The 19469-nt window shown below is 69.8% G+C and carries 21 protein-coding genes; 8 read left to right on the top strand and 13 right to left on the bottom strand.

Going from position 1 to position 19469, the window contains the following annotated elements:
- Positions 1–45: 45 nt before the first annotated feature.
- Positions 46–540 carry an MTB12 family secreted protein gene (locus B8W67_RS10855; RefSeq protein WP_085303940.1) on the bottom strand — a complete coding sequence of 165 codons (495 nt, stop codon included), beginning with the start codon at positions 538–540 and terminating at the stop codon, positions 46–48.
- 182 nt (positions 541–722) lie between these two features.
- On the opposite strand from B8W67_RS10855, the gene B8W67_RS10850 reads away from it, so the two are divergent.
- Positions 723–1475, top strand: a complete 753-nt coding sequence (locus B8W67_RS10850) for a hypothetical protein (protein ID WP_085303939.1) — start codon at positions 723–725, stop codon at positions 1473–1475.
- Between the two features lie 16 nt (positions 1476–1491).
- Here B8W67_RS10850 and B8W67_RS10845 read toward each other — a convergent pair whose 3' ends face one another.
- The 5 genes from B8W67_RS10845 to B8W67_RS10825 all read right to left on the bottom strand — a co-directional run bounded on the left by B8W67_RS10845 (position 1492) and on the right by B8W67_RS10825 (position 5419).
- Entirely contained in the window at positions 1492–1980 is a 489-nt protein-coding gene (locus B8W67_RS10845) for a hemerythrin domain-containing protein (RefSeq protein ID WP_069391578.1), read from the bottom strand.
- Positions 1977–2918 carry a Rieske (2Fe-2S) protein gene (locus B8W67_RS10840; protein WP_372507484.1) on the bottom strand — a complete coding sequence of 314 codons (942 nt, stop codon included), beginning with the start codon at positions 2916–2918 and terminating at the stop codon, positions 1977–1979. Before B8W67_RS10840 ends, B8W67_RS10845 begins: the two co-directional genes overlap by 4 nt.
- 407 nt (positions 2919–3325) lie before the next feature.
- Entirely contained in the window at positions 3326–4486 is a 1161-nt protein-coding gene (gene hemW / locus B8W67_RS10835) for a radical SAM family heme chaperone HemW (RefSeq protein WP_085303935.1), read from the bottom strand.
- A gap of 24 nt (positions 4487–4510) precedes the next feature.
- On the bottom strand, positions 4511–4747 hold the full coding sequence (locus tag B8W67_RS10830; RefSeq protein ID WP_272937727.1) for a transglycosylase family protein: 237 nt from the start codon (positions 4745–4747) through the stop codon (positions 4511–4513).
- Between the two features lie 156 nt (positions 4748–4903).
- Entirely contained in the window at positions 4904–5419 is a 516-nt protein-coding gene (locus B8W67_RS10825) for an Rv1363c family protein (protein ID WP_131814654.1), read from the bottom strand.
- A gap of 221 nt (positions 5420–5640) precedes the next feature.
- Between B8W67_RS10825 and B8W67_RS21675 the strand changes: the two genes are divergently transcribed.
- The 4 genes from B8W67_RS21675 (at position 5641) to B8W67_RS10810 (ending at position 8974) form a co-directional block, all read left to right on the top strand.
- Entirely contained in the window at positions 5641–5745 is a 105-nt protein-coding gene (locus tag B8W67_RS21675) for an Ms4527A family Cys-rich leader peptide (protein ID WP_372507479.1), read from the top strand.
- Positions 5746–5856: 111 nt separating this feature from the next.
- Positions 5857–7545, top strand: coding sequence for a nitrite/sulfite reductase (locus B8W67_RS10820; protein WP_069391581.1), 1689 nt, complete (start codon positions 5857–5859; stop codon positions 7543–7545).
- On the top strand, positions 7542–8255 hold the full coding sequence (locus tag B8W67_RS10815; RefSeq protein WP_069391582.1) for a phosphoadenylyl-sulfate reductase: 714 nt from the start codon (positions 7542–7544) through the stop codon (positions 8253–8255). The genes B8W67_RS10820 and B8W67_RS10815 overlap by 4 nt, the downstream gene beginning before the upstream one ends.
- A complete protein-coding gene (locus tag B8W67_RS10810; protein ID WP_085303933.1) occupies positions 8234–8974 on the top strand; it encodes a sirohydrochlorin chelatase in 741 nt (246 codons plus the stop codon). The genes B8W67_RS10815 and B8W67_RS10810 overlap by 22 nt, the downstream gene beginning before the upstream one ends.
- Positions 8975–9021: 47 nt before the next feature.
- On the opposite strand, the gene B8W67_RS10805 is transcribed toward B8W67_RS10810, so the two are convergent.
- The 5 genes from B8W67_RS10805 to B8W67_RS10780 form a co-directional block, all read right to left on the bottom strand.
- On the bottom strand, positions 9022–10086 hold the full coding sequence (locus tag B8W67_RS10805; protein WP_085303931.1) for a sulfate/molybdate ABC transporter ATP-binding protein: 1065 nt from the start codon (positions 10084–10086) through the stop codon (positions 9022–9024).
- Positions 10083–10895 carry a sulfate ABC transporter permease subunit CysW gene (gene cysW / locus B8W67_RS10800; protein WP_069391585.1) on the bottom strand — a complete coding sequence of 271 codons (813 nt, stop codon included), beginning with the start codon at positions 10893–10895 and terminating at the stop codon, positions 10083–10085. The genes B8W67_RS10805 and cysW overlap by 4 nt, the downstream gene beginning before the upstream one ends.
- Positions 10892–11728 carry a sulfate ABC transporter permease subunit CysT gene (cysT, locus tag B8W67_RS10795; RefSeq protein WP_085303929.1) on the bottom strand — a complete coding sequence of 279 codons (837 nt, stop codon included), beginning with the start codon at positions 11726–11728 and terminating at the stop codon, positions 10892–10894. Before cysT ends, cysW begins: the two co-directional genes overlap by 4 nt.
- Positions 11725–12738 carry a sulfate ABC transporter substrate-binding protein gene (locus tag B8W67_RS10790; protein ID WP_085303928.1) on the bottom strand — a complete coding sequence of 338 codons (1014 nt, stop codon included), beginning with the start codon at positions 12736–12738 and terminating at the stop codon, positions 11725–11727. The genes cysT and B8W67_RS10790 overlap by 4 nt, the downstream gene beginning before the upstream one ends.
- Before the next feature lie 334 nt (positions 12739–13072).
- A complete protein-coding gene (locus tag B8W67_RS10780) occupies positions 13073–13273 on the bottom strand; it encodes a hypothetical protein (RefSeq protein WP_069391588.1) in 201 nt (66 codons plus the stop codon).
- 124 nt (positions 13274–13397) lie between these two features.
- On the opposite strand from B8W67_RS10780, the gene B8W67_RS10775 reads away from it, so the two are divergent.
- On the top strand, positions 13398–15386 hold the full coding sequence (locus B8W67_RS10775; protein ID WP_069391589.1) for a glycoside hydrolase family 15 protein: 1989 nt from the start codon (positions 13398–13400) through the stop codon (positions 15384–15386).
- An 18-nt stretch (positions 15387–15404) separates the two neighbouring features.
- On the opposite strand, the gene lepA is transcribed toward B8W67_RS10775, so the two are convergent.
- Entirely contained in the window at positions 15405–17348 is a 1944-nt protein-coding gene (gene lepA / locus B8W67_RS10770) for a translation elongation factor 4 (protein WP_085303927.1), read from the bottom strand.
- Positions 17349–17371: 23 nt separating this feature from the next.
- On the opposite strand from lepA, the gene B8W67_RS10765 reads away from it, so the two are divergent.
- The gene (locus B8W67_RS10765; protein ID WP_069391591.1) at positions 17372–17971 is read left to right on the top strand and encodes a type II toxin-antitoxin system PemK/MazF family toxin; all 600 of its coding nucleotides are present in this window, start codon (positions 17372–17374) and stop codon (positions 17969–17971) included.
- Between the two features lie 9 nt (positions 17972–17980).
- Here the strand turns inward: B8W67_RS10765 and B8W67_RS10760 are convergent, their stop codons facing one another.
- Positions 17981–18409 carry a CBS domain-containing protein gene (locus B8W67_RS10760; RefSeq protein WP_085303926.1) on the bottom strand — a complete coding sequence of 143 codons (429 nt, stop codon included), beginning with the start codon at positions 18407–18409 and terminating at the stop codon, positions 17981–17983.
- Positions 18410–18568: 159 nt separating this feature from the next.
- Here B8W67_RS10760 and B8W67_RS10755 point away from each other — a divergent pair, with 159 nt between their 5' ends.
- On the top strand, positions 18569–19414 hold the full coding sequence (locus B8W67_RS10755; RefSeq protein WP_085303925.1) for a ribonuclease Z: 846 nt from the start codon (positions 18569–18571) through the stop codon (positions 19412–19414).
- Positions 19415–19469: the final 55 nt, after the last annotated feature.

Raw genomic sequence — 19469 nt, 5'->3', positions numbered from 1 at the left:
GCCTAACCTATCTTTCGGCGAAACACCCCGTCGCCGGGCCGCTGGTCAGCTCGCCGAGGTGGCCTGGATCAGCTGGTTGACCGATGCCCGCGACAGCTCCCATCCGCCCAGGTCGACGAAGGTGAGGTTCATCGTACGGGCCGCCAGCTGCGGACCGGAGACCGTGACATCGGCGCTGGCGGAGCCCGGGCCGGCCGGGGCGATGTTGTTCACGGCGAACGCCAGCGGCAACTGGCCCTTGCGTTCGGCCTTGCGCAGCTTGTGGTCGGCGACCGCGCTCTCGGCGCCGCCGAGGCCGCCTTCGATGAGGTTGCCCTTGTTGGCGAACGGCACGGCCGGGTCGGCGAGGCTGTTGAGCAGGCCGACCAGCTGGTCGGCGGTCGGCAGCGCCTCGGCCGGGTCCAACGGCAGCGGAGCACCCACGGCGGCGAGCTGGACGTGTGACGCGGGGGCCGGGGCGATCGCGGTGCCCACGCCGAAGGCGGCGGCACCGATCGCGGCGACGGCGGCCACACCGGTGGTCAGGGTTTTCACGGTCACGGTTAGATCCTTTCGCTGAGGTATCGGCACCGAAGTGGCGCTCCGATACTGCTGTTGTCGTCGATACCGGCTCCGGTGTTACATCCGGGAGGCTCCCGCCGGGCGGGCGCGGCTTCGGCCTATCGTGGATCCGCCGCCGAAGCGGCCCCGACTTCAGAGGGGACTTCAGAAAGGGTTGTGTCATGGCGTATTCGCTGCAGCCCGTCACCCGGGCCGAGGCCCTGGCGCACCGACGCGCGGCGGCGACACCGTACAAGTCGTTTCTGGTCGTGGCCGCGGTGTCCGCGCTGACGCTGCTGGTGGCGCTGCCGTACGTGATCACCGGCCGTTCGGTGGCCGTGGCGGGCCCGGTGGTCGTCGTCGCCGCGGCGGTGACCGTGGCCGCGGCCGTCGGGGCGCGCAACGCCATCCGGCAGATGCGCTACCGCATCGCGGTGCGGCTGGCCGGCCTGCGGCTGCTGGCCGTCGTGGTCGGCGGCGTCGTGCTGATCTGGGCCACCGGCCAGCTCGCCGGCGTCGTGGGGCTCACGTGGGGCTGGCAGGGGCTGAAACTGGTGCTGGCGCTCGCGGTGGTGGCCGGTATCGGCTATCACCTGGCCACGTCCACGCTGTTCATCGGCGATGTTCTCGGGCTGCGGTTTCGCGCCACGCTGGTGCCCTGGGCCGAGATCTCACAGGTGGTGATCACCGCCGATGACGCGCGCGGCACCGTCGAGATCGCCGCGCTCGGTGCCGGCAAGAACCCGGTTCCGATGCCGGCGCGCGACCAGGAGGTGCTCACCGACCTGCCGTATCGCACGGTGGTGGGCGCGCGCCGGTTTCACCTCGATCGGCTGCGCTGGGCGATGAATCAGTCCGGGCGCAGCGATATTGCGCTCGTCGAACGCACCGGCGACGGTGAGCGCCCGCTCGGGCGCGCCAACCGGTGGCCGTAGCGGCGCTGCCGCCGCACTACATCGCGCGCAGCAGAGCCGCCCGACCCTTGACGTGCCAGCGCTGCCAGCGGGAGTTGCGCAGCGTGGCCATCCGTGCGCTCATCTGTGCACCGAGGTCCTCCAACTGCTGCTCGGTCAACGCGACCGGCGCCGGCGGGGGAATCAGGTCGCGCTCCTCCTCCTCGGCGTGGGCCTCGAGCACCGTGAGAAAGAAGTTCCACTCGTCCTCGTACGCCGGTGAGGCGGTGGGGGTGCGCAGCGCGGTGGCCAGCGCGTCGTAGATCTGCCGGTGCTCGGCGTGGGCGATCGCGATCAACCGGCTGGCCGCCGCCAGCGCCGGATAGTAGATGTCGTCCTCGATGCGCATGTGGATGTCGAACTCCATCAGCAGTTCATCGAGGATGCGCTGGCGTTCGGCCGAACCGACCGCAGCCGCCTTCAACCGGGTGCCCAGATCACGCAGCACGTTGTGATGGTCTCGCAGGACGTCGTAGGCGTTGCTCACGGCTGGCCGGCCTCCTCGGTGACGGGTTTCTCGGTGGTTTCGGCATCGGTGATCGCGAACACCGGGGTGTGTCTCCCCGAGCCGACCGGATGGTCGGTACCGTCGCGCAGTTCGACGGTGCCGCCGCGCACCCGCGCCTCATAGCAGGGCAGCGGCGCCGCGGCCGGCCCACGGACGACCTCGCCGGTGGCGGTGTCGAATTGGGACCCGTGCCAGGGGCAGACGATGCGCCCCCGGTCGAGCCAGCCGTCCTCCATCGGTGCGGCCAGGTGCGGGCAGAGCCCGCCCAGCGCGGCCACGGTGTCGCCGGTGCGGCAGAGCACCACCGGCACCCCGTCGACGTCGACCCGGGTGGGTTTCCCGGCCGGCAGATCGGTCACCGGCGCGACCGGAGTCCACTGCCCGATCCGCAGCCGGTTTCCCGACTGGTCCAGCCCGATTCCCGAGCCGAAGACCAAAGAGCCGCCCAAAAATCCGCTGCCGGTGGTGATTCCGTACGCCAGCGCGCTGGTCACGATCCCCCGCCGGTGGCGACCCCGACGACGATCGCGCCACGATCGGAGGTACAGACCGGTGGCGATCACGTTCAAGATCCCGTGCACCGCGCCGATCCGCCGATCCTGCTCATGGGTGTGCTGCCAGTCGGCGATACCGGTCACCGCGGACGCCAGGTTGGCGACGATCCCGACGCCCAGAGCACGTTGGGCGAACCGGGAGGCATCGAACACCTCGGTCTTCGGCCGGCCCGGCAGGATGCTCAGCGCGTCGAGGGCGACCGTGGTTCCGATCGCCCCGCTGGTCAGCGACGCCAGCGGTGGATGCACCGGATGACCCAGCCACACCCCGTTGAGCAGATTGGCGATCCGGTCGCGGGCACCGCCGAAGGCGTTGAACGCGAACGTCAGCATGTTCTCGAATCGGTAGCTGGGCCGGTCCATCCACTCCTGACGCCCCAGCACCAGCAGAACCCGGTTGCCCGTTCGGTGCACCCGGTTCTCCGGCAGTGCCCGTCTCGGCGCTCTCGTGACCATGGCAGATCCGTCCTTTGCTCGGCGATTCTCGAGGTGGCGCCGGTCGCGCCGGATGGGCGCGCCCGAGCGGCGATGGCCGCATGACACGGTCGCCTCCGTTTCCGCATCCGCGGAAACAATAGCGGTATTTTTCCGCATTCACGGTTTTTCGACGGGTGAATAATCTCACGCGCGGGTTTTTGATGCTATTTTCTCCGCAGATGCTGACCGGCCCGGGTTGCCGGGTCTCGCCGGTGATGGCGGTGGGCCGGGCGTCCTGGGCCCAGAAGACCCAGCCCAGAAGACTCAGCCCGGAAAGCCCAGCCCAGAAGACCTCAGCCCAGAAGGGTGCGCACCACCGCGTCGGCCAGCAGCCGGCCCCGGTCGGTGAGCACCAGCCGCTGCCCCTCGGCGATCAGCAGCCCGTCGCCGATCGCGGTCTGGGCGCGGCGGAGTTCCTCGGCGTTCAGCAGCGCGGTGGCCAGCCCCTGGCGCAGCCGCAGCCCCAGCATGACCTCTTCGGTGTGCCGGTCGACCGCCGAGAGCGTCTCGTAACCGGCCACCGGCAACCGTTGTTCGTCGATGGCGGTCGCGTAGGCGTTGGGGTGCTTGACGTTCCAGCATCGGATGTCGCCGATGTGGCCGTGCGCGCCGGGCCCCGCCCCCCACCATTGACCACCGTCCCAGTAGCCGAGGTTGTGGCGGCACTGTCCGCCTCCGCGGCTCCAGTTGGACACCTCATACCAGTGCAGGCCGCCCGCCGAGAGCATCGCGTCGACGATCTCGTAGCGGGCGGCGAGCACATCGTCGTCGGGGGCGGGCAGCTCCCCGCGGCGAACCCGGCGGGCCAACGCGGTGCCGTCTTCGACGATCAGCGCGTAGGCCGAGACGTGGTCGACCCCGGCGGCCAGGGCGGCCTCCACCGAGGCGCGCAGGTCGTCGTCGCGCTCCCCCGGGGTGCCGTAGATCAGATCCAGGCTGACGTGCTCGAATCCCGCGGCGAACGCCTCGGCGGCCGCGACCTGTGCCCGGCCCGGTGAGTGCACCCGGTCCAGCGTCGCCAACACCCGGGGCGCCACCGACTGCATGCCCAGCGACACCCGGGTGTAGCCGGCCGCGCGGATCTCGTCGAAGAACTCCGGGGAAGTCGATTCCGGGTTCGCCTCGGTGGTGACCTCCGCCTGCGGCGCCAGCCCGAAACTGTCGCGCACCGCGTCGAGCATCACCCGCATCCGGGTCCCGCCCAGCAGCGACGGCGTGCCCCCACCGACGAACACGGTGTCGACGACCGGCCCGCCGAGTTGCTCGGCGGCCATCGTCAGCTCCGCGCACAGCGCCGCCAGCCAGGCGTCCGGGTTGACTCCGCCCAATTCGGCGGGCGTGTAGGTGTTGAAGTCGCAGTACCCGCAGCGGGTCAGGCAGAACGGCACATGCAGATACAGCCCGAACGGGGTGTCGGGGCGAAGCTGCAGGGTCGGCAGCGCGGACGGCGCCATGCCGTCGACTCTAAGCGCGTCGGCTCACCGCGGCCCGCGGTAGCCACCGGCGTCGTTCCACAATTCGGTGATCAGGTGGCTCAGCGAACCGGCCGGGGCGGCGTCGCGGCTGGCCGACAGGCAGCGCGGCCAGGCGTCCGGGCCCTGCCGGGCCAGGATGCGTTTGGCGACGTCGACCTGTTCGGCGGGGCTGGCCTGAGCGGGGTTGGCGGCCATCGCGGTGCCGCCGTTGGCCCGCCAGGTGCTCTCGCTGATCTGCAACCCGCCGAAATCGCCGTTGCCGGTGTCGGCCGACCAGTTGCCGCCAGACCTCGCAGTGGGCGACCGCCTCCCAGTTGACGGCGTCCCCGACGGCCCTGCTGGCCGGCGCCACCAGGACGGCGCCGGCCAGCAGGGCCGCCGTCGCGCGGCGGGCGCTCACGGGGTCTCCATCCGGCTGGCCAGCCAGCGGCCGTCGACCTTGTCCATGGTGATGTCGACGCGGCTGCGGTCGAGGTGGGGCTCGGGGTCATCGGAGTTGGTGACCGCCTGGTCGACGAACAACAACACGGTGACGTGGGTGGGGCGGGCGGATTTGACCGCGGAGTCGATCACCCTGCCGTGGGCCACCACCGCTTTGTCGGCGAGCAACCGCGTCAGGCGTGGTGTCGAGGTGGTATACATGTCCTGCAGCATCCCGGTGGCACCGTCACGGGCCGCGGCGAAGTACCGTGCGGGGTCGCCGCCGTCGATGGTGGTCAGTGTCAGCACGTAACGCTCGGCGGCGGCCCGGGCCTCGGCGGCGGCGGCGTCGGTGCGGTGGCGCTGATATGCCTGCCAGCCGCCGTAGGCCACCACCGCCAGCAACAGAACGATCACCGCCGCGGCGAGGCGCGGGCGCCACGGCAGGCTCATCCGATGGGTTGCGGTGGGCGGGGCGGGTGTCTCAGACATCGTCGGGCGTCTCCCTGGCTGCGAGTCCCTGCGGCTGCGCGATAGGCGAATCGTCACCCCGACGCCGGTGGGACGGGCTGCGCGACACGGCCCGGTGCGGCGACGTCCGGCAGACTCTCAGCGATCCGCACAGCGACCGTTCAGGACCGACCGGGGCGACTTTTACTCACCGTGAGCAGAAATTTCACCCGGTTAGGGCGTTTTCGGGTTCGCATGGCACAATGGCCAGCGTGACTGTTGCTCGCCGCACCCCGTTCGACATCGCCCTGGTGGCGCGGCGCCACGTCGATTTCAAGCGCGTCTGCAGCTGTTGTTGTCTGCCTTGACGCCGTAGACCCGCCCACTGATCATCCCCAGCTGGCCGCCGGATCTGCGCGACCGGGCAGCCCTGCTGGCCTGCGCACTATCCGGCGGCTCCGCGACGAAGGAGCAACCCGATGACCACCACCTCGACCGCCGCGCCGAAATCGCGGCCGAAGAAGACCCGCGATGAGGGCCAGTGGGCGCTGGGCAGCGTCGACCCGCTCAACCCCAACGAGGAGCTCAAGCGCGACGACCCGGCGTTGAACGTGCGGGCCCGGATCCTCGACACCTACTCCAAGCAGGGCTTCGACTCGATCGACAAGACCGATCTGCGGGGCCGGTTCCGCTGGATGGGCCTCTACACCCAGCGCACCCAGGGCTACGACGGCACGTTCACCGGCGACGAGAACGCCGACCTGCTCGAAGCCCCCTACTTCATGATGCGGGTGCGCTGCGACGGCAAGCCGCTGTCGGTGGCCGCGATGCGCACCCTGGGCGCGATCTCCACCGAATTCGCCCGCGACACCGCCGACATCTCCGACCGGATGAACCTGCAGTACCACTGGATCGAGATCGAGAACGTCCCGCAGATCTGGGACCGGCTGGCCGCCGTGGGCCTGCAGACCACCGAGGCGTGCGGCGACTGCCCGCGCGGCATGCTCGGCTCGCCGCTGGCCGGGGAATCCCTCGACGAGGTGCTCGACCCCACGCCCGCGCTCGACGAGATCGTGCGCCGCTACGTCGGCGACCCCGAATACGCCAACCTGCCCCGCAAGTACAAGACCGCGATCTCCGGGCTGCAGGACGTCGCCCACGAGGTCAACGACGTGTCGTTCATCGGGGTCGAGCACCCCGAGCACGGCCCGGGCCTGGACCTGTGGGTCGGCGGCGGGTTGTCCACCAACCCGATGCTGGCCCAACGCCTCGGCGCCTGGGTGCCGCTGGACGAGGTGCCCGAGGTGTGGGAGGCGGTCACCAAGCTCTTCCGCGACTACGGCTACCGCCGGCTGCGCTCCAAGGCCCGGCTGAAGTTCCTGGTCAAGGACTGGGGGGTGGAGAAATTCCGCGAGGTCCTCGAATCCGAGTACCTGGGCCGCCGCCTCGTCGACGGCCCGGCGCCGGTGCAGCCGACCGCCACCATCGACCACGTCGGCGTGCAGAAGACCCGCAACGGCCTCAACGCCGTCGGCGTGGCCCCGGTCTCCGGCCGGGTGTCGGGCACCACGCTGACCAAGGTCGCCGAGCTGATGGAGCAGGCCGGATCCGACCGCGCCCGGTTCACCCCGTACCAGAAGCTGATCATCCTCGACGTCGCCGACGACCGCCTCGAGGACCTGCTCGCCGGGCTGGAGGCCCTCGGCTTGCCGGCCAACCCGTCGCCGTGGCGCCGCAACCTGATGGCCTGCACCGGTCTGGAGTTCTGCAAGTTGTCGTTCGTCGAGACCCGGGTGCGCGCCCAGGGGCTGGTGCCGGAGCTCGAGCAGCGCCTCGAGGACCTCAACGCGCTGCTGGATGTGCCGGTCACGGTCAACCTCAACGGCTGCCCGAACTCCTGCGCGCGCATCCAGGTCGCCGACATCGGGTTCAAGGGCCAGATGATCGACGACGGCGACGGCAACCCGGTGCCCGGTTTCCAGGTGCACCTGGGCGGCAGTCTCGGCGCCGACAGCGGATTCGGACGCAAGCTGCGTCAGCACAAGGTCACCAGCGACGAGCTCGGCGATTACATCGAGCGGTTGGTGCGCAACTTCATCAAACAGCGCACCGACGGGGAACGCTTCGCGCAGTGGGCCGTTCGCGCCGAGGAGGACGATCTGCGATGAGCGCCCGGACCGAAGCGCAGTTGCGGAAGTTGGCGGCCCGCGGTGCGGCTGAACTCGACGGCGCCGACGCCACCGAACTGTTGACCTGGACCGACGAACACTTCGGCGGGGCCGGTGAGCCCGACTATGTGGTGGCCTCCAACATGGCCGACGCGGTGCTGGTGGACCTGGCCGCCGCGGTGCGCCCCGGCGTGCCGGTGCTGTTCTTGGACACCGGCTACCACTTCGCCGAGACGATCGGCACCCGCGACGCGGTGGCGACGGTCTACGACGTCCGCATCCTCAACGTGACCCCGGAGCAGACCGTCGCCGAACAGGACGCCGCCCACGGCAAGGACCTGTTCGCCCGCGACCCGGGCCTGTGCTGCCGGCTGCGCAAAGTCGAACCACTCACCCGGACCCTGCGCGGCTACGGCGCCTGGGTGACCGGGATCCGGCGTGTGGAGGCACCGACCCGGGCCAACGCACCGCTGATCAGCTTCGACGAGACGTTCGGGCTGGTGAAGGTGAACCCGCTGGCCGCCTGGACCGACGAGGACATGGCGGCCTACATCGCCGAGCACGACGTGCTGGTCAACCCGCTCATCGACGAGGGCTATCCGTCGATCGGGTGCGCGCCGTGCACGGCCAAACCGGTCGCCGGCGCCGATCCGCGCAGCGGGCGCTGGGCGGGCAACGCCAAGATCGAGTGCGGGCTGCACGCCTCGTGACCACGCTGTTGTTGACCGCGCACGGCAGCGCGGATTCCCGCTCGCCGGCCAACACCCGGGCGATCGCCGGGCATCTACGCCGGGTGGCACCGGAATTCGATGTGCGCGTGGCGTTCTGCGAACACAACACGCCGAACCTGAGCACCGCACTGCGCGGGGTGCACGACGACGTGATCGTGGCGCCGTTCCTGTTGGCCGGCGCCTATCACGCCCACACCGACATCCCGGCGCTCATCTCCGAGTCCGGGACATCCGAGTCCGGGACAAAGGTGCGCCAAGCCGCCGTGCTCGGTGAAGACGATCGGCTGCTGCAGGTGATGCGTCAGCGCCTCGGCGAGTCGGGGGTCTCCCGCTTCGACGCCGAACTCGGCGTGCTGGTGGTGGCTGTCGGCTCCTCGCACCCGCAGGCCAATGCCCGGACCGCGCAGATCGCCGAACGGTTGACCCGCGGAACGCGCTGGGCCGGTGCGGAGGTCGGGTTCGCCACCGGGCCGGCCGCCTCGCTCGACGCCGCCGCCGACCGCCTCTACGCCCGCGGCATCACCCGCGTGGTGGTCGCACCATGGTTCCTCGCGCACGGCCGCATCACCGACAGGGTCGCCGAGTTCGCCGCCCGCCGCGATCTCGCGATGGCCGAACCCCTCGGAGCCCACCGGTTGGTCGCCGCCACCGTGCTCGACCGGGTCGAAGAGGTGCTGGCCGGCCGGGTCGCGGCCTGACCGAACGCCCAGCCGCACGCCGCTACCGGTGCGTCCGCGGGGCCGGATCAGCCGGGACCGGCGGTCGGTGTCGAGGCGGTCGGTGTCGAGGCGGTCAGGGTCGAGACCTGGGTGGCGCGCACGTAAACGGTGTCACCGGCGACCAGTTGCAGCGCCTCGGCGTCACCGCGGGTGATCTGGGCGGTGAACGCATGCCCGGTCGCGGCGTTGGTCAACTCCACCCGCACCTCGAATCCGAGCATGACCACACGGTTGACCGTTGCGCGCAGCACCGCTGCCGTGGCGGTCGAATCGGTGTCGGCGACCGCCATCTCCGGATTGCGGCCCACCCGGATGTCGTGCGGACGCACCAGGGTGCCGTTGAGCGAGGACACCGGGCCCAGAAACGACATCACGAACGCGTTCGCGGGCTCGTCGTAGACCTCATCGGGGGTGCCGATCTGTTCGATGCGCCCGTTGTTGAGCACCGCGATGCGTCCGGCCACGTCGAGCGCCTCGGCCTGGTCGTGGGTGACCAGCACCGTGGTGACGTGGGTTTCGTCGTGCAAACGCCGCAACCACACCCGCAGATCGTCGCGGACCTTCGCATCGAGGGCGCCGAAGGGTTCGTCGAGCAGCAGCACCTGCGGGTCCACCGCCAGCGCCCGGGCCAGCGCCATCCGCTGACGCTGCCCACCGGAGAGCTGGTTGGGGTAGCGGGTCTGGAATCCGCTGAGCCCCACAACCTCCAGCAGGTTGTCGACCTTCGCGGCGATCTCGGTCTTGGGGCGGTGGCGGATCTTCAGACCGAAGGCCACGTTGTCTCGCACCGTCATGTGCTTGAAGGCCGCGTAATGCTGGAACACGAACCCGATCCCCCGCTGCTGCGGCGGCACCCCTGTGACATCGCGGCCGTGGATGGTGATGGTCCCGCTGTCGGGGTGATCGAGTCCGGCGATCGCACGCAGCAACGTCGATTTCCCGGACCCGCTGGGCCCGAGCAACGCGGTCAACGATCCTGCCGGAACGGTGAAATCGACGTTGTCGAGGGCGACGAAATCGCCGTAGCGTTTGCTGGCCCCGCGCACGGTGATCGCGGTGTCCACCGCCGTCTCCTTCTCTTGCTCGGTCATTGGGCCACCCGGGTGCGACGGGCATCGAGGATCACCTGGGCGATGAGCACGAGAACGGCCACCGCCATCAGCAACGTCGACAGCGCGTAGGCGCCGTACTCCTCACCGCGGCTGTAGCGGTCGGAGACCAACAGCGTCAGGGTCTGCGACGTGCCCGGAAGGTTCGACGACACCATCAGCACCGCCCCGTATTCACCGAGGGTGCGCGCCACCGTCAAGACGATGCCGTAGGTCAGGCCCCACCGGATCGACGGCAGCGTGATGCGCCAGAACGTCTGCCACGACGTGGCACCCAGCGTGGCGGCCGCCTCCTCCTGGTCGGTGCCGATTTCGCGCAGCACCGGTTCGACCTCACGCACCACGAACGGGCAGGTGACGAAGATGCTGGCCAACACGATGCCGGGCAGCCCGAAGATGATCTTGAATCCCAGGTTGTTCTCGACGAAGCCGAGCGCACCGGCCGAGCCCCACAACACGATCAGTGCAACGCCGACGATGACCGGCGACACCGCGAACGGAAGGTCGATCAGCGCCTGCAACAGGCCTTTGCCGCGAAAGCGGTTGCGGGCCAACACCAACGCGGTCGGCACACCGAACAGCACGTTCAGCGGCACCACGATCGCGACCACGAGCAGCGACAGATCCAGCGCGGCGATCGCCGCCGGAGTGCTGATGTAGGCGATGAACTGGGGAAATCCCGGCGCGAAGGTCCGCCACAGGATCAACCCGACCGGCACCACCAGCAGCACTGCGATGTAAGCCAAGGCCACACCGCGCAGCAACCGCCGCACCGCCGGTGAGGGGCTCACGGCTGCTGCTCCTCGAGTTTGGCGACCCGGCCGCCGACGAGGCGCAGCACCACCAGCACCGAGAACGAGATCGCCAGCAGCACGATCGAGATCGCCGCTGCCCCGGCTCGGTCGTCGTTCTCGATCAGGGTGCGGATCCACTGTGAGGACACCTCGGTCTTGCCCGGCACCGCACCGCCGATGAGCACCACCGAGCCGAACTCACCGATCGCGCGGGAGAACGCGAGCCCGGCACCGGTGAACAGCGCCGGGATCAGCGACGGCAGCACGATGCGGCGGAACACGGTGAGGTTGGTCGCCCCCAGTGACGCCGCGGCCTCCTCGGCCTCGTGGTCGATCTCCAACAGCACCGGTTGCACGGTGCGCACCACGAACGGGCAGGTGACGAACGCCAGCGCCAGCGCCACCCCCCAACCGGTGTGCTGCAGGTGCAGCCCGACCGGGCTCTGCGGACCGTACAGCGCCAGCATCACCAGGCTCGCGACGATGGTGGGCAGCGCGAACGGCAGGTCGATGATCGCCTCGACCAGCCGTTTGCCGACGAACTCGTCGCGCACCAGCACCCAGGCGATGAGCAGCCCGAACACCAGGTTGAGCACGGTGACCGCCACCGCCAGGGTCACGGTGACCCGGAAGGACTCCACCGCGGCGCGCGAGGCGACCGCCGCGACGAAGCTGTCCGCGCCGGCACCGCCGGCCTGCCAGACGATCGCCGCCAACGGCAGCAGCACGATCACCGACAGCCATCCGGTGGCCATGCCGACACGCAACCCGGTGCCGCCGTGGCGGCGGTCGGGCAGACCGCGCGACACCGCGGGCGCCGGGGCGCTCATCCGGTGGCCTCCAGATAGATGTGGGTGATCGCGCCGGTGCTCTTGGCGAACAGGTGCGGGTCGACGGCGTCCCACCCGCCGAGGTCGTCGATGGTGTACAGGGTGCGCGGCGTCGGGAAGGTCGCGGCGAACTCGGTCCGCACCGCCGGGTCCACCGGCCGGAACCCGGCCTGCGCCCACAGCCGCTGGGTCTGCGGCAGGTACAGGAAATTCTTGAACGCGGTCGCCGCGTCCAGATGCCGGGTGGTGGTGACCACGGCCACCGGGTTGTCGATCCGGAAGGTCCGCTCCGGCACAACGTGCTCGACGTCCTTGCCCTGGTGTTCGGCGGCGATCGCCTCATTCTCGTAGCTGATCAGCACATCACCGGAGCCCTGGGTGAACACGTCGGTGGCTTCCCGGCCGGAACCCGGCCGCAGCCGCACATGGTCGTTGACCAGCTTGGTGATGAAATCCAGGCCGGCCTGCGGGTTTTTCCCGCCGTCGCTTGTGGCGGCATACGGGGCCAGCAGGTTCCACTTCGCTGAACCCGAACTCAACGGGTTGGGAGTGATGACCTCCAGGCCGGGACGCAGCAGGTCGTCCCAGCTTCGGATGTTCAACGGGTTGCCTTTGCGTACCACCAGCGTCACCACCGACCCGAACGGGATGCCTTTGGTGGCATCGTCATTCCACGACGACGAGACCTTTCCCGCATCCACCAGGCGCGTGATGTCGGGCTCCACCGAGAAGTTCACCACATCGGCGGGTTTGCCGTCGGCGACGCCGCGCGACTGGTCGGCGGACGCGCCGTAGGAGGCGGTCACCTCGACGCCCTCACCGAATTCGGAATCGTGGAACGCCGGGATCACCGTGCTCCAGCCGGGTTCGGTCACCGCGTAGGTGACCAGGGTGATCCCCGTCTCGGCGTCGCTGCGCGCCTTGGCGCCCACCTCGTCGCTGGGACCGCCGCCGCAGGCCGCGAGCAAGGCACCGGTGAGGGCGAGTGCGGTGATCCGGGACGCGTACATCGATGGCCTTTCCGGGTGGCGTCGGGAGGGAGGTACGCGGCGGGGTGCCAGGAGCGGCGGCGCGGATCAGAAAGGGGCGCGCCGGGCCCGGACCATCAGACCGCGAACGGGGCTGCCGGTCAGCGACAACAGTGCGCGGCGACACAGCGGGCCGGGGTGGCTGGCGCCGCCACCGGGCACGGCGCGAGGCCAGACGCTGCGTACATGGCGGGAAGCCTAACAGAATCGACCGGCGACGTTGCCCCGCCGCGTCAGCGGGCGAGCAGCCAGGTGCCGACCACCAACAGGATCAAAATGACCAGGATGAGCGTCACCCGCGACCGCGGCATCGGTTTCACGATCCGGTGTCCGCCTCGTCGGGGTTCCGGTGGCGATGCATCAGCCGGATCCCGTTGCCCAACACCCCGTCGAGCACGATCGCCAGCCCGTAGGAGATCAGCAGGACGACCGGCATCACCAGCACGGTTTGCAGCGCGAACCCCAGCCCGGACAGCCACAGCTCCACACCGTCCCACCAATTCAGGAAGCCGTCCACGCCCCCACCTTAAGCACCGGTGGGCCCCGGTGCGGCGGCCCCCACGGTCTCGAGTGGATATCGGCTGACCGCCGGGCCGGTGAACGGGTGGACGCGGGGCCGGGCCACAGATGATGATGGCGGCATGGTCACCCACGTTCAGCCCGCCGACGACGCCCCGCCCGCGCCGCACACGGTCACCGAACCGGTCCCCTACGCCGGCGCCGGACTGCGCAACCCGTTCCCCCCGATCGCCGACTATGCGTTCCTCTCCGACTGTGAGACGACCTGCCTGATCTCGGCCGCCGGATCGGTGGAGTGGCTGTGTGTGCCCCGTCCGGACTCCCCCAGCGTGTTCGGCGCGATGCTCGACCGCAGCGCCGGGCATTTCCGGATCGGCCCCTACGGGGTGTCGGTGCCCTCGGCGCGGCGCTACCTGCCGGGCAGCCTCATCCTGGAGACCACCTGGCAGACCCACACCGGCTGGCTGATCGTGCGCGACGCGCTGGTGATGGGCCCGTGGCATGACATCGAGACCCGGTCGCGCACGCACCGGCGCACCCCGATGGACTGGGACGCCGAACACATCCTTCTGCGCAGCGTGCGCTGTGTCAGCGGCACCGTCGAGTTGATGATGAGCTGCGAACCGGCGTTCGACTACCACCGGATCGGGGCGTGCTGGGAGTACTCGGCCAGTGCCTACGGGGAGGCGGTGGCCCGGGCGAAGACCAACCCCGACGCCCATCCGATGCTGCGGCTGACCACCAACCTGCGGATCGGGCTGGAGGGCCGGGAGGCGCGCGCCCGCACCCGGCTCAAGGAGGGCGACAACGTCTTCGTGGCGTTGAGTTGGAGCAAGCACCCGGCCCCGCAGACCTACGAGGAGGCCGCCGAGAAACTGTGGAACACCACCGAGTGTTGGCGCCAGTGGATCAACATCGGTGACTTCCCCGACCACCCGTGGCGGTCGTATCTGCAGCGCAGTGCGCTGACGTTGAAGGGGTTGACCTACTCGCCGACCGGGGCGCTGCTGGCGGCGAGCACCACGTCGCTGCCGGAGACCCCGCAGGGGGAACGCAACTGGGACTACCGCTACGCCTGGATCCGGGATTCCACGTTTGCGTTGTGGGGCCTGTACACGCTGGGCCTGGACCGGGAGGCCGACGACTTCTTCGCGTTCATCGCCGATGTGTCCGGGGCCAACAACGGTGAACGCCACCCCCTGCAGGTGATGTACGGCGTCGGCGGGGAGCGCCACCTGGAGGAAGACGAGCTGCATCACCTGTCCGGCTACGACAACGCCCGTCCGGTGCGCATCGGCAACGGCGCCTACAACCAGCGTCAGCATGACATCTGGGGCACCATGCTCGACTCGGTGTATCTGCACGCGCGGTCGCGAGAACAGATCCCCGAGGCGCTGTGGCCGGTGCTCAAACAGCAGGTCGAGGAGGCCATCAAACACTGGCGGGAACCCGACCGCGGCATCTGGGAGGTGCGCGGCGAACCCCAGCACTTCACCTCCTCGAAGATCATGTGCTGGGTGGCGCTGGATCGCGGCTCCAAGCTCGCCGAGGTCCAGGGCGAGAAGAGCTACGCCCAGCAGTGGCGGGCGATCGCCGAGGAGATCAAGGCCGATGTACTCGAGCACGGCGTCGACGACCGCGGGGTGCTCACCCAGCGCTACGGCGACGACGCCCTGGACGCGTCGCTGCTGCTGGCGGTGTTGACCCGGTTCCTGCCGCCGGACGATCCGCGGATCCGCAACACGGTGCTGGCGATCGCCGACGAGCTCACCGTCGACGGGCTGGTGCTGCGCTACCGGGTCGAGGAGACCGACGACGGTCTGACCGGCGAGGAAGGCGCGTTCACGATCTGCTCGTTCTGGCTGGTCTCCGCGCTGGTGGAGATCGGGGAGATCAGCCGCGCCAAACACCTGTGCGAGCGGCTGCTGTCGTTCGCCAGCCCGCTGCACCTCTACGCCGAGGAGATCGAACCGCGCACCGGCCGGCATCTGGGCAACTTCCCGCAGGCGTTCACCCATCTGGCGTTGATCAACGCGGTGGTGCACGTCATCCGCGCCGAGGAGGAGTCCGACAGCACCGGCGACTTCCAGCCGGCGAACGCGCCGATGTAGCCCGGCCGTTCCCGCGCGCTACTTCTTGGGTTTGTCGGCGGCGCTGTCGGTCGACAGCGCCGCGACGAACGCCTCCTGCGGCACGTCGACGCGACCGATCGTCTTCATCCGCTTCTTGCCCTCTTTCTGCTTCTCCAGCAGTTTGCGCTTCCGCGAGATGTCCCCGCCGTAGCACTTGGAGAGGACGTCTTTGCGGATGGCGCGAATGTTTTCGCGGGCAATGATTTTCGACCCGATCGCCGCCTGCACCGGCACCTCGAACTGCTGGCGTGGGATCAGTTCTTTGAGTTTGGTGGTCATCTTGTTGCCGTAGGCCGACGCCGCGTCCTTGTGCACGATCGCGCTGAACGCGTCGACGGCCTCACCCTGCAACAGGATGTCGACCTTGACCAGGTCGGCCTCGGATTCGCCGGCCTCCTCGTAGTCGAGGCTGGCGTAGCCGCGGGTGCGGGACTTCAACGCGTCGAAGAAGTCGAAGATGATCTCGCCGAGCGGCATCGTGTAGCGCAGCTCGACGCGCTCGGGCGAGAGGTAGTCCATGCCGCCGAGTTCGCCGCGGCGCGACTGGCACAGCTCCATGATGGGGCCGACGAATTCGCTCGGCGCGATGATCGTCACCTTGACCACCGGCTCGTAGACAGTGCGCACCTTGCCCTCGGGCCAGTCCGACGGATTGGTCACCACCAGCTCCTCGGCGTGGCCGCCCTTGGCCTCGCGCACCACCCGGTAGACCACGTTCGGTGAGGTGGAGATCAGCCCGAGATCGAATTCGCGCTCCAGGCGCTCACGGGTGATCTCCATGTGCAGCAGCCCCAGGAAGCCGCAGCGGAAACCGAAGCCCAACGCCACCGACGTCTCCGGCTCGTAGGTCAGTGCGGCGTCGTTGAGCTGCAGCTTGTCCAGGGCGTCGCGCAGGTTCGGGTAATCCGAGCCGTCCACCGGGTACAGCCCGGAGTACACCATCGGCTTGGGTTCGCGGTAGCCGGTCAGCGCCTCGGTGGCGCCACGGCGGGCGGTGGTCACGGTGTCACCGACCTTCGACTGGCGCACGTCTTTGACCCCGGTGATCAGGTAGCCGACCTCCCCGACGCCCAGCCCGGCGGTCGCCTTCGGCTCCGGGGAGACGATGCCGACCTCGAGCAGCTCGTGGGTGGCGCCGGTGGACATCATCACGATCTTTTCCCGCGGGGTGATCTTGCCGTCGACGACACGCACGTAGGTGACCACGCCGCGGTAGATGTCATAGACAGAGTCGAAGATCATCGCCCGGGCGGGCGCGTCCGGGTCGCCGGTCGGCGGCGGCACCTTGGTCACCACCACGTCGAGCAGTTCGGCGACCCCCTCCCCGGTTTTGCCGGAGACCCGCAGCACGTCGGCGGGGTCGCAGTCGATGATGTGGGCGACCTCGGCGGCGTAGCGGTCCGGGTCGGCGGCGGGCAGGTCGATCTTGTTGAGCACCGGGATGATCTCCAGGTCCCGGTCCATCGCCAGATACAGGTTGGCCAGGGTCTGCGCCTCGATGCCCTGGGCGGCGTCGACCAGCAGGATCGCCCCCTCGCAGGCCTCCAGGGCCCGCGACACCTCGTAGGTGAAGTCGACGTGGCCGGGGGTGTCGATCAGGTGCAGCACATACTCGTTGTTCGGGCCCTCGCCGTTCGGCCCCCCACCGACGGTCCACGGCAGCCGCACGTTCTGCGCCTTGATCGTGATGCCCCGCTCGCGCTCGATGTCCATCCGGTCGAGGTATTGGGCCCGCATCGACCGTTCGTCGACCACACCGGTCAGCTGCAGCATCCGGTCGGCCAACGTCGACTTGCCGTGGTCGATGTGGGCGATGATGCAGAAGTTCCGGATCTGCGCCGGCGCTGTGAAAGTCCGGTCGGCAAAGCTGCTGATGGGAATCTCCTGGTCACGAAGGGTGGTCGGGGCGCCGGCGACACCGTGGCGCGGCTCCCAGCGTATCGGTTTGACCTAAGCTGGCGAGCATGGCTTCCCCGCGGAAGACACCCTGGCAACTCTGGCGGCGCTTCGCCGAGAACCTGGTGTTCAACGAGGCCCCCAAGGTTGTCCGGGCCGTGGGCCAGTCGCAGACGCTGCAGCACGGCCTGCAACGGGGTCTGCAACTCGGGCTCGATCTGGTGGTCGGCGCCCCGGCGGAGCCGCGCCCGCAGATCCCGGCGGGCCGGCCGGTCACCGACACCAGCGCACCGACCGCCCAGCGGGCCCGACCGGTGCGCTACGGCCCGGACCTGGCCGGACGCGCCGACCCCGGCGAGGTGGTGTGGACCTGGGTGGTCGTCGACGACGACCCCAGCCGCGGCCAGGATTGGCCGGTGCTGGTGGTCGGGCGGGACCGGCACACCCTGCTGGCGCTGATGCTGTCGGGCGCCGACCGCCGCGGCGACCCGAACTGGGTGCGCATCGACGCCGCCGACTGGGATCTCGATGAGCAGCTGCACTGGGTGCGCATCGACCGGGTGCTCGACGTGCCCGAGGAGAGCATCCGGCGTCAGGGTGCGGTCGTCGACCGGGAGGTCTTCGACGTGGTGGCCGCGCGGCTGCGGGCCGATTATTCGTGGCGGTGAGTGCCGGCGTCAGCCGCCGGTGATGTAGGCGTGGAGCTGTTCGCGCTCGTTGTGCAGCTCCTCCATCCGGGTTTTCACCACGTCGCCGATGCTGACGATCCCGGCCAGGCGTCCGTCGTCGAGCACCGGGATGTGGCGGACCCGCTTCTCGGTCATCAGCTCGCTGAGGTCGTCGATCTGGTCGCCGGGGGCACAGGTGGCCACCAGGGCGGTCATGATCTCGGCCACCGGGCGGTCGAGCAGCGCGGCACCGCATTGGTGCAGCTGGCGCGCCACGTCGCGCTCGGAGGCGATGCCGTGCACCCGGTCGCCGTCGGCCACCACCATCGCCCCGATGTTGTGTTCGGCGAGCCCGGCCAGCAGATCCCGGACCGTCGCATCCGGGGTGATCGTGGCCACCGCCGAGCCCTTGTTGCGCAGCACATCCGCTATCTGCATGACGCCCTCCAGTCGCGTGTGAGCAACGTCACATCAGCCTAGCGCGGATCGCGCCGCGGCGCGGCGGGACCGCCAACCGGGCGGGCCGTTGCGCGGGTCGTGCCCGGGTCATTGCGCCAATGCGCGACGAGCGCGGCCGATGTCTGGCATATCTGAGGGATGAGCATCGAGATCACCCTGCTGGGCACCGGCAGCCCGATCCCCGACCCGCACCGCGCCGGACCGGCGACCCTGGTGCGCGCCGGCGACCAGGTTTTCCTCACCGACTGCGGGCGCGGGGTGCTGCAACGGTTGGCCGCCGCGGGCGCCGCCGCCAGCGGTCTCACCGCGCTGCTGCTGACCCACCTGCACAGCGACCACATCGCCGACCTCGGCGACGTGCTCATCACCCGGTGGGTGACCACGTTCGATCCGGATCCACCGGCGCTGCCGATCCTCGGCCCGCCGGGCACCGCCGCGGTGGTGGAGGCCACGCTGCGGGCGTTCGGCCCCGACATCGGCTACCGCATCGCCCACCACGCGGATCTGACCGCGCCACCGCCGGTCACGGTGCACGAATACACCGACGGTCCGGTCTGGGAGCGCGGCGGCGTGCGCATCGCGGTGGCACCCACCGATCACCGTCCGGTGGCCCCGACGATCGGGTTCCGCGTCGACCACGCCGGCTCCGCGGTGGTGCTGGCCGGCGACACCGTGCCGTGCCCGGGGCTCGATCGGCTGGCCGCCGGCGCCGACGCGCTGGTGCACACGGTGATCCGCCCCGATCTGATCGGTCAACTGCCCGCCCAGCGCATCGTCGACATCTGCGACTATCACTCGTCGGTGCAGCAGGCCGGCGCCACCGCGGCGCGCGCCGGGGTCGACACCCTGGTGTTGACCCACTATGTGCCCGCACCGGCGCCGGGGTGCTACGACCAGTGGCGGGCGCTGGCGGCCACCGAGTTCGCCGGGCGCATCGAATGCGGCGACGACCTGCACCGGGTGGTCGTCGGCGGCCCCGGCTAGCCGGTGGACGGCGGTGCGGCGCAGGTCACCGCTTTGGGGGATCGGCGCGGCTGCT

This window comes from Mycolicibacillus koreensis (genome assembly GCF_002104795.1).
GTDB classification, from domain to species: domain Bacteria; phylum Actinomycetota; class Actinomycetes; order Mycobacteriales; family Mycobacteriaceae; genus Mycobacterium; species Mycobacterium koreense.
Note: the sequence above shows the minus strand (reverse complement) of the source record. Positions and strands in the feature narration are given on the sequence as shown.

Bases quoted from the DNA above. Each gene is read 5' to 3' on its own strand.
- B8W67_RS10850 (WP_085303939.1), top strand. From the start codon at position 723: ATGGCGTATTCGCTGCAGCCCGTCACCCGGGCCGAGGCCCTGGCGCAC.
- B8W67_RS10840 (WP_372507484.1), bottom strand. From the start codon at position 2,918: ATGGACCGGCCCAGCTACCGATTCGAGAACATGCTGACGTTCGCGTTC.
- hemW (WP_085303935.1), bottom strand. From the start codon at position 4,486: ATGGCGCCGTCCGCGCTGCCGACCCTGCAGCTTCGCCCCGACACCCCG.
- B8W67_RS10825 (WP_131814654.1), bottom strand. From the start codon at position 5,419: ATGTCTGAGACACCCGCCCCGCCCACCGCAACCCATCGGATGAGCCTG.
- B8W67_RS21675 (WP_372507479.1), top strand. From the start codon at position 5,641: ATGGCCAGCGTGACTGTTGCTCGCCGCACCCCGTTCGACATCGCCCTG.
- B8W67_RS10820 (WP_069391581.1), top strand. From the start codon at position 5,857: ATGACCACCACCTCGACCGCCGCGCCGAAATCGCGGCCGAAGAAGACC.
- B8W67_RS10815 (WP_069391582.1), top strand. From the start codon at position 7,542: ATGAGCGCCCGGACCGAAGCGCAGTTGCGGAAGTTGGCGGCCCGCGGT.
- B8W67_RS10805 (WP_085303931.1), bottom strand. From the start codon at position 10,086: ATGACCGAGCAAGAGAAGGAGACGGCGGTGGACACCGCGATCACCGTG.
- cysT (WP_085303929.1), bottom strand. From the start codon at position 11,728: ATGAGCGCCCCGGCGCCCGCGGTGTCGCGCGGTCTGCCCGACCGCCGC.
- B8W67_RS10790 (WP_085303928.1), bottom strand. From the start codon at position 12,738: ATGTACGCGTCCCGGATCACCGCACTCGCCCTCACCGGTGCCTTGCTC.
- B8W67_RS10775 (WP_069391589.1), top strand. From the start codon at position 13,398: ATGGTCACCCACGTTCAGCCCGCCGACGACGCCCCGCCCGCGCCGCAC.
- B8W67_RS10765 (WP_069391591.1), top strand. From the start codon at position 17,372: ATGGCTTCCCCGCGGAAGACACCCTGGCAACTCTGGCGGCGCTTCGCC.
- B8W67_RS10760 (WP_085303926.1), bottom strand. From the start codon at position 18,409: ATGCAGATAGCGGATGTGCTGCGCAACAAGGGCTCGGCGGTGGCCACG.
- B8W67_RS10755 (WP_085303925.1), top strand. From the start codon at position 18,569: ATGAGCATCGAGATCACCCTGCTGGGCACCGGCAGCCCGATCCCCGAC.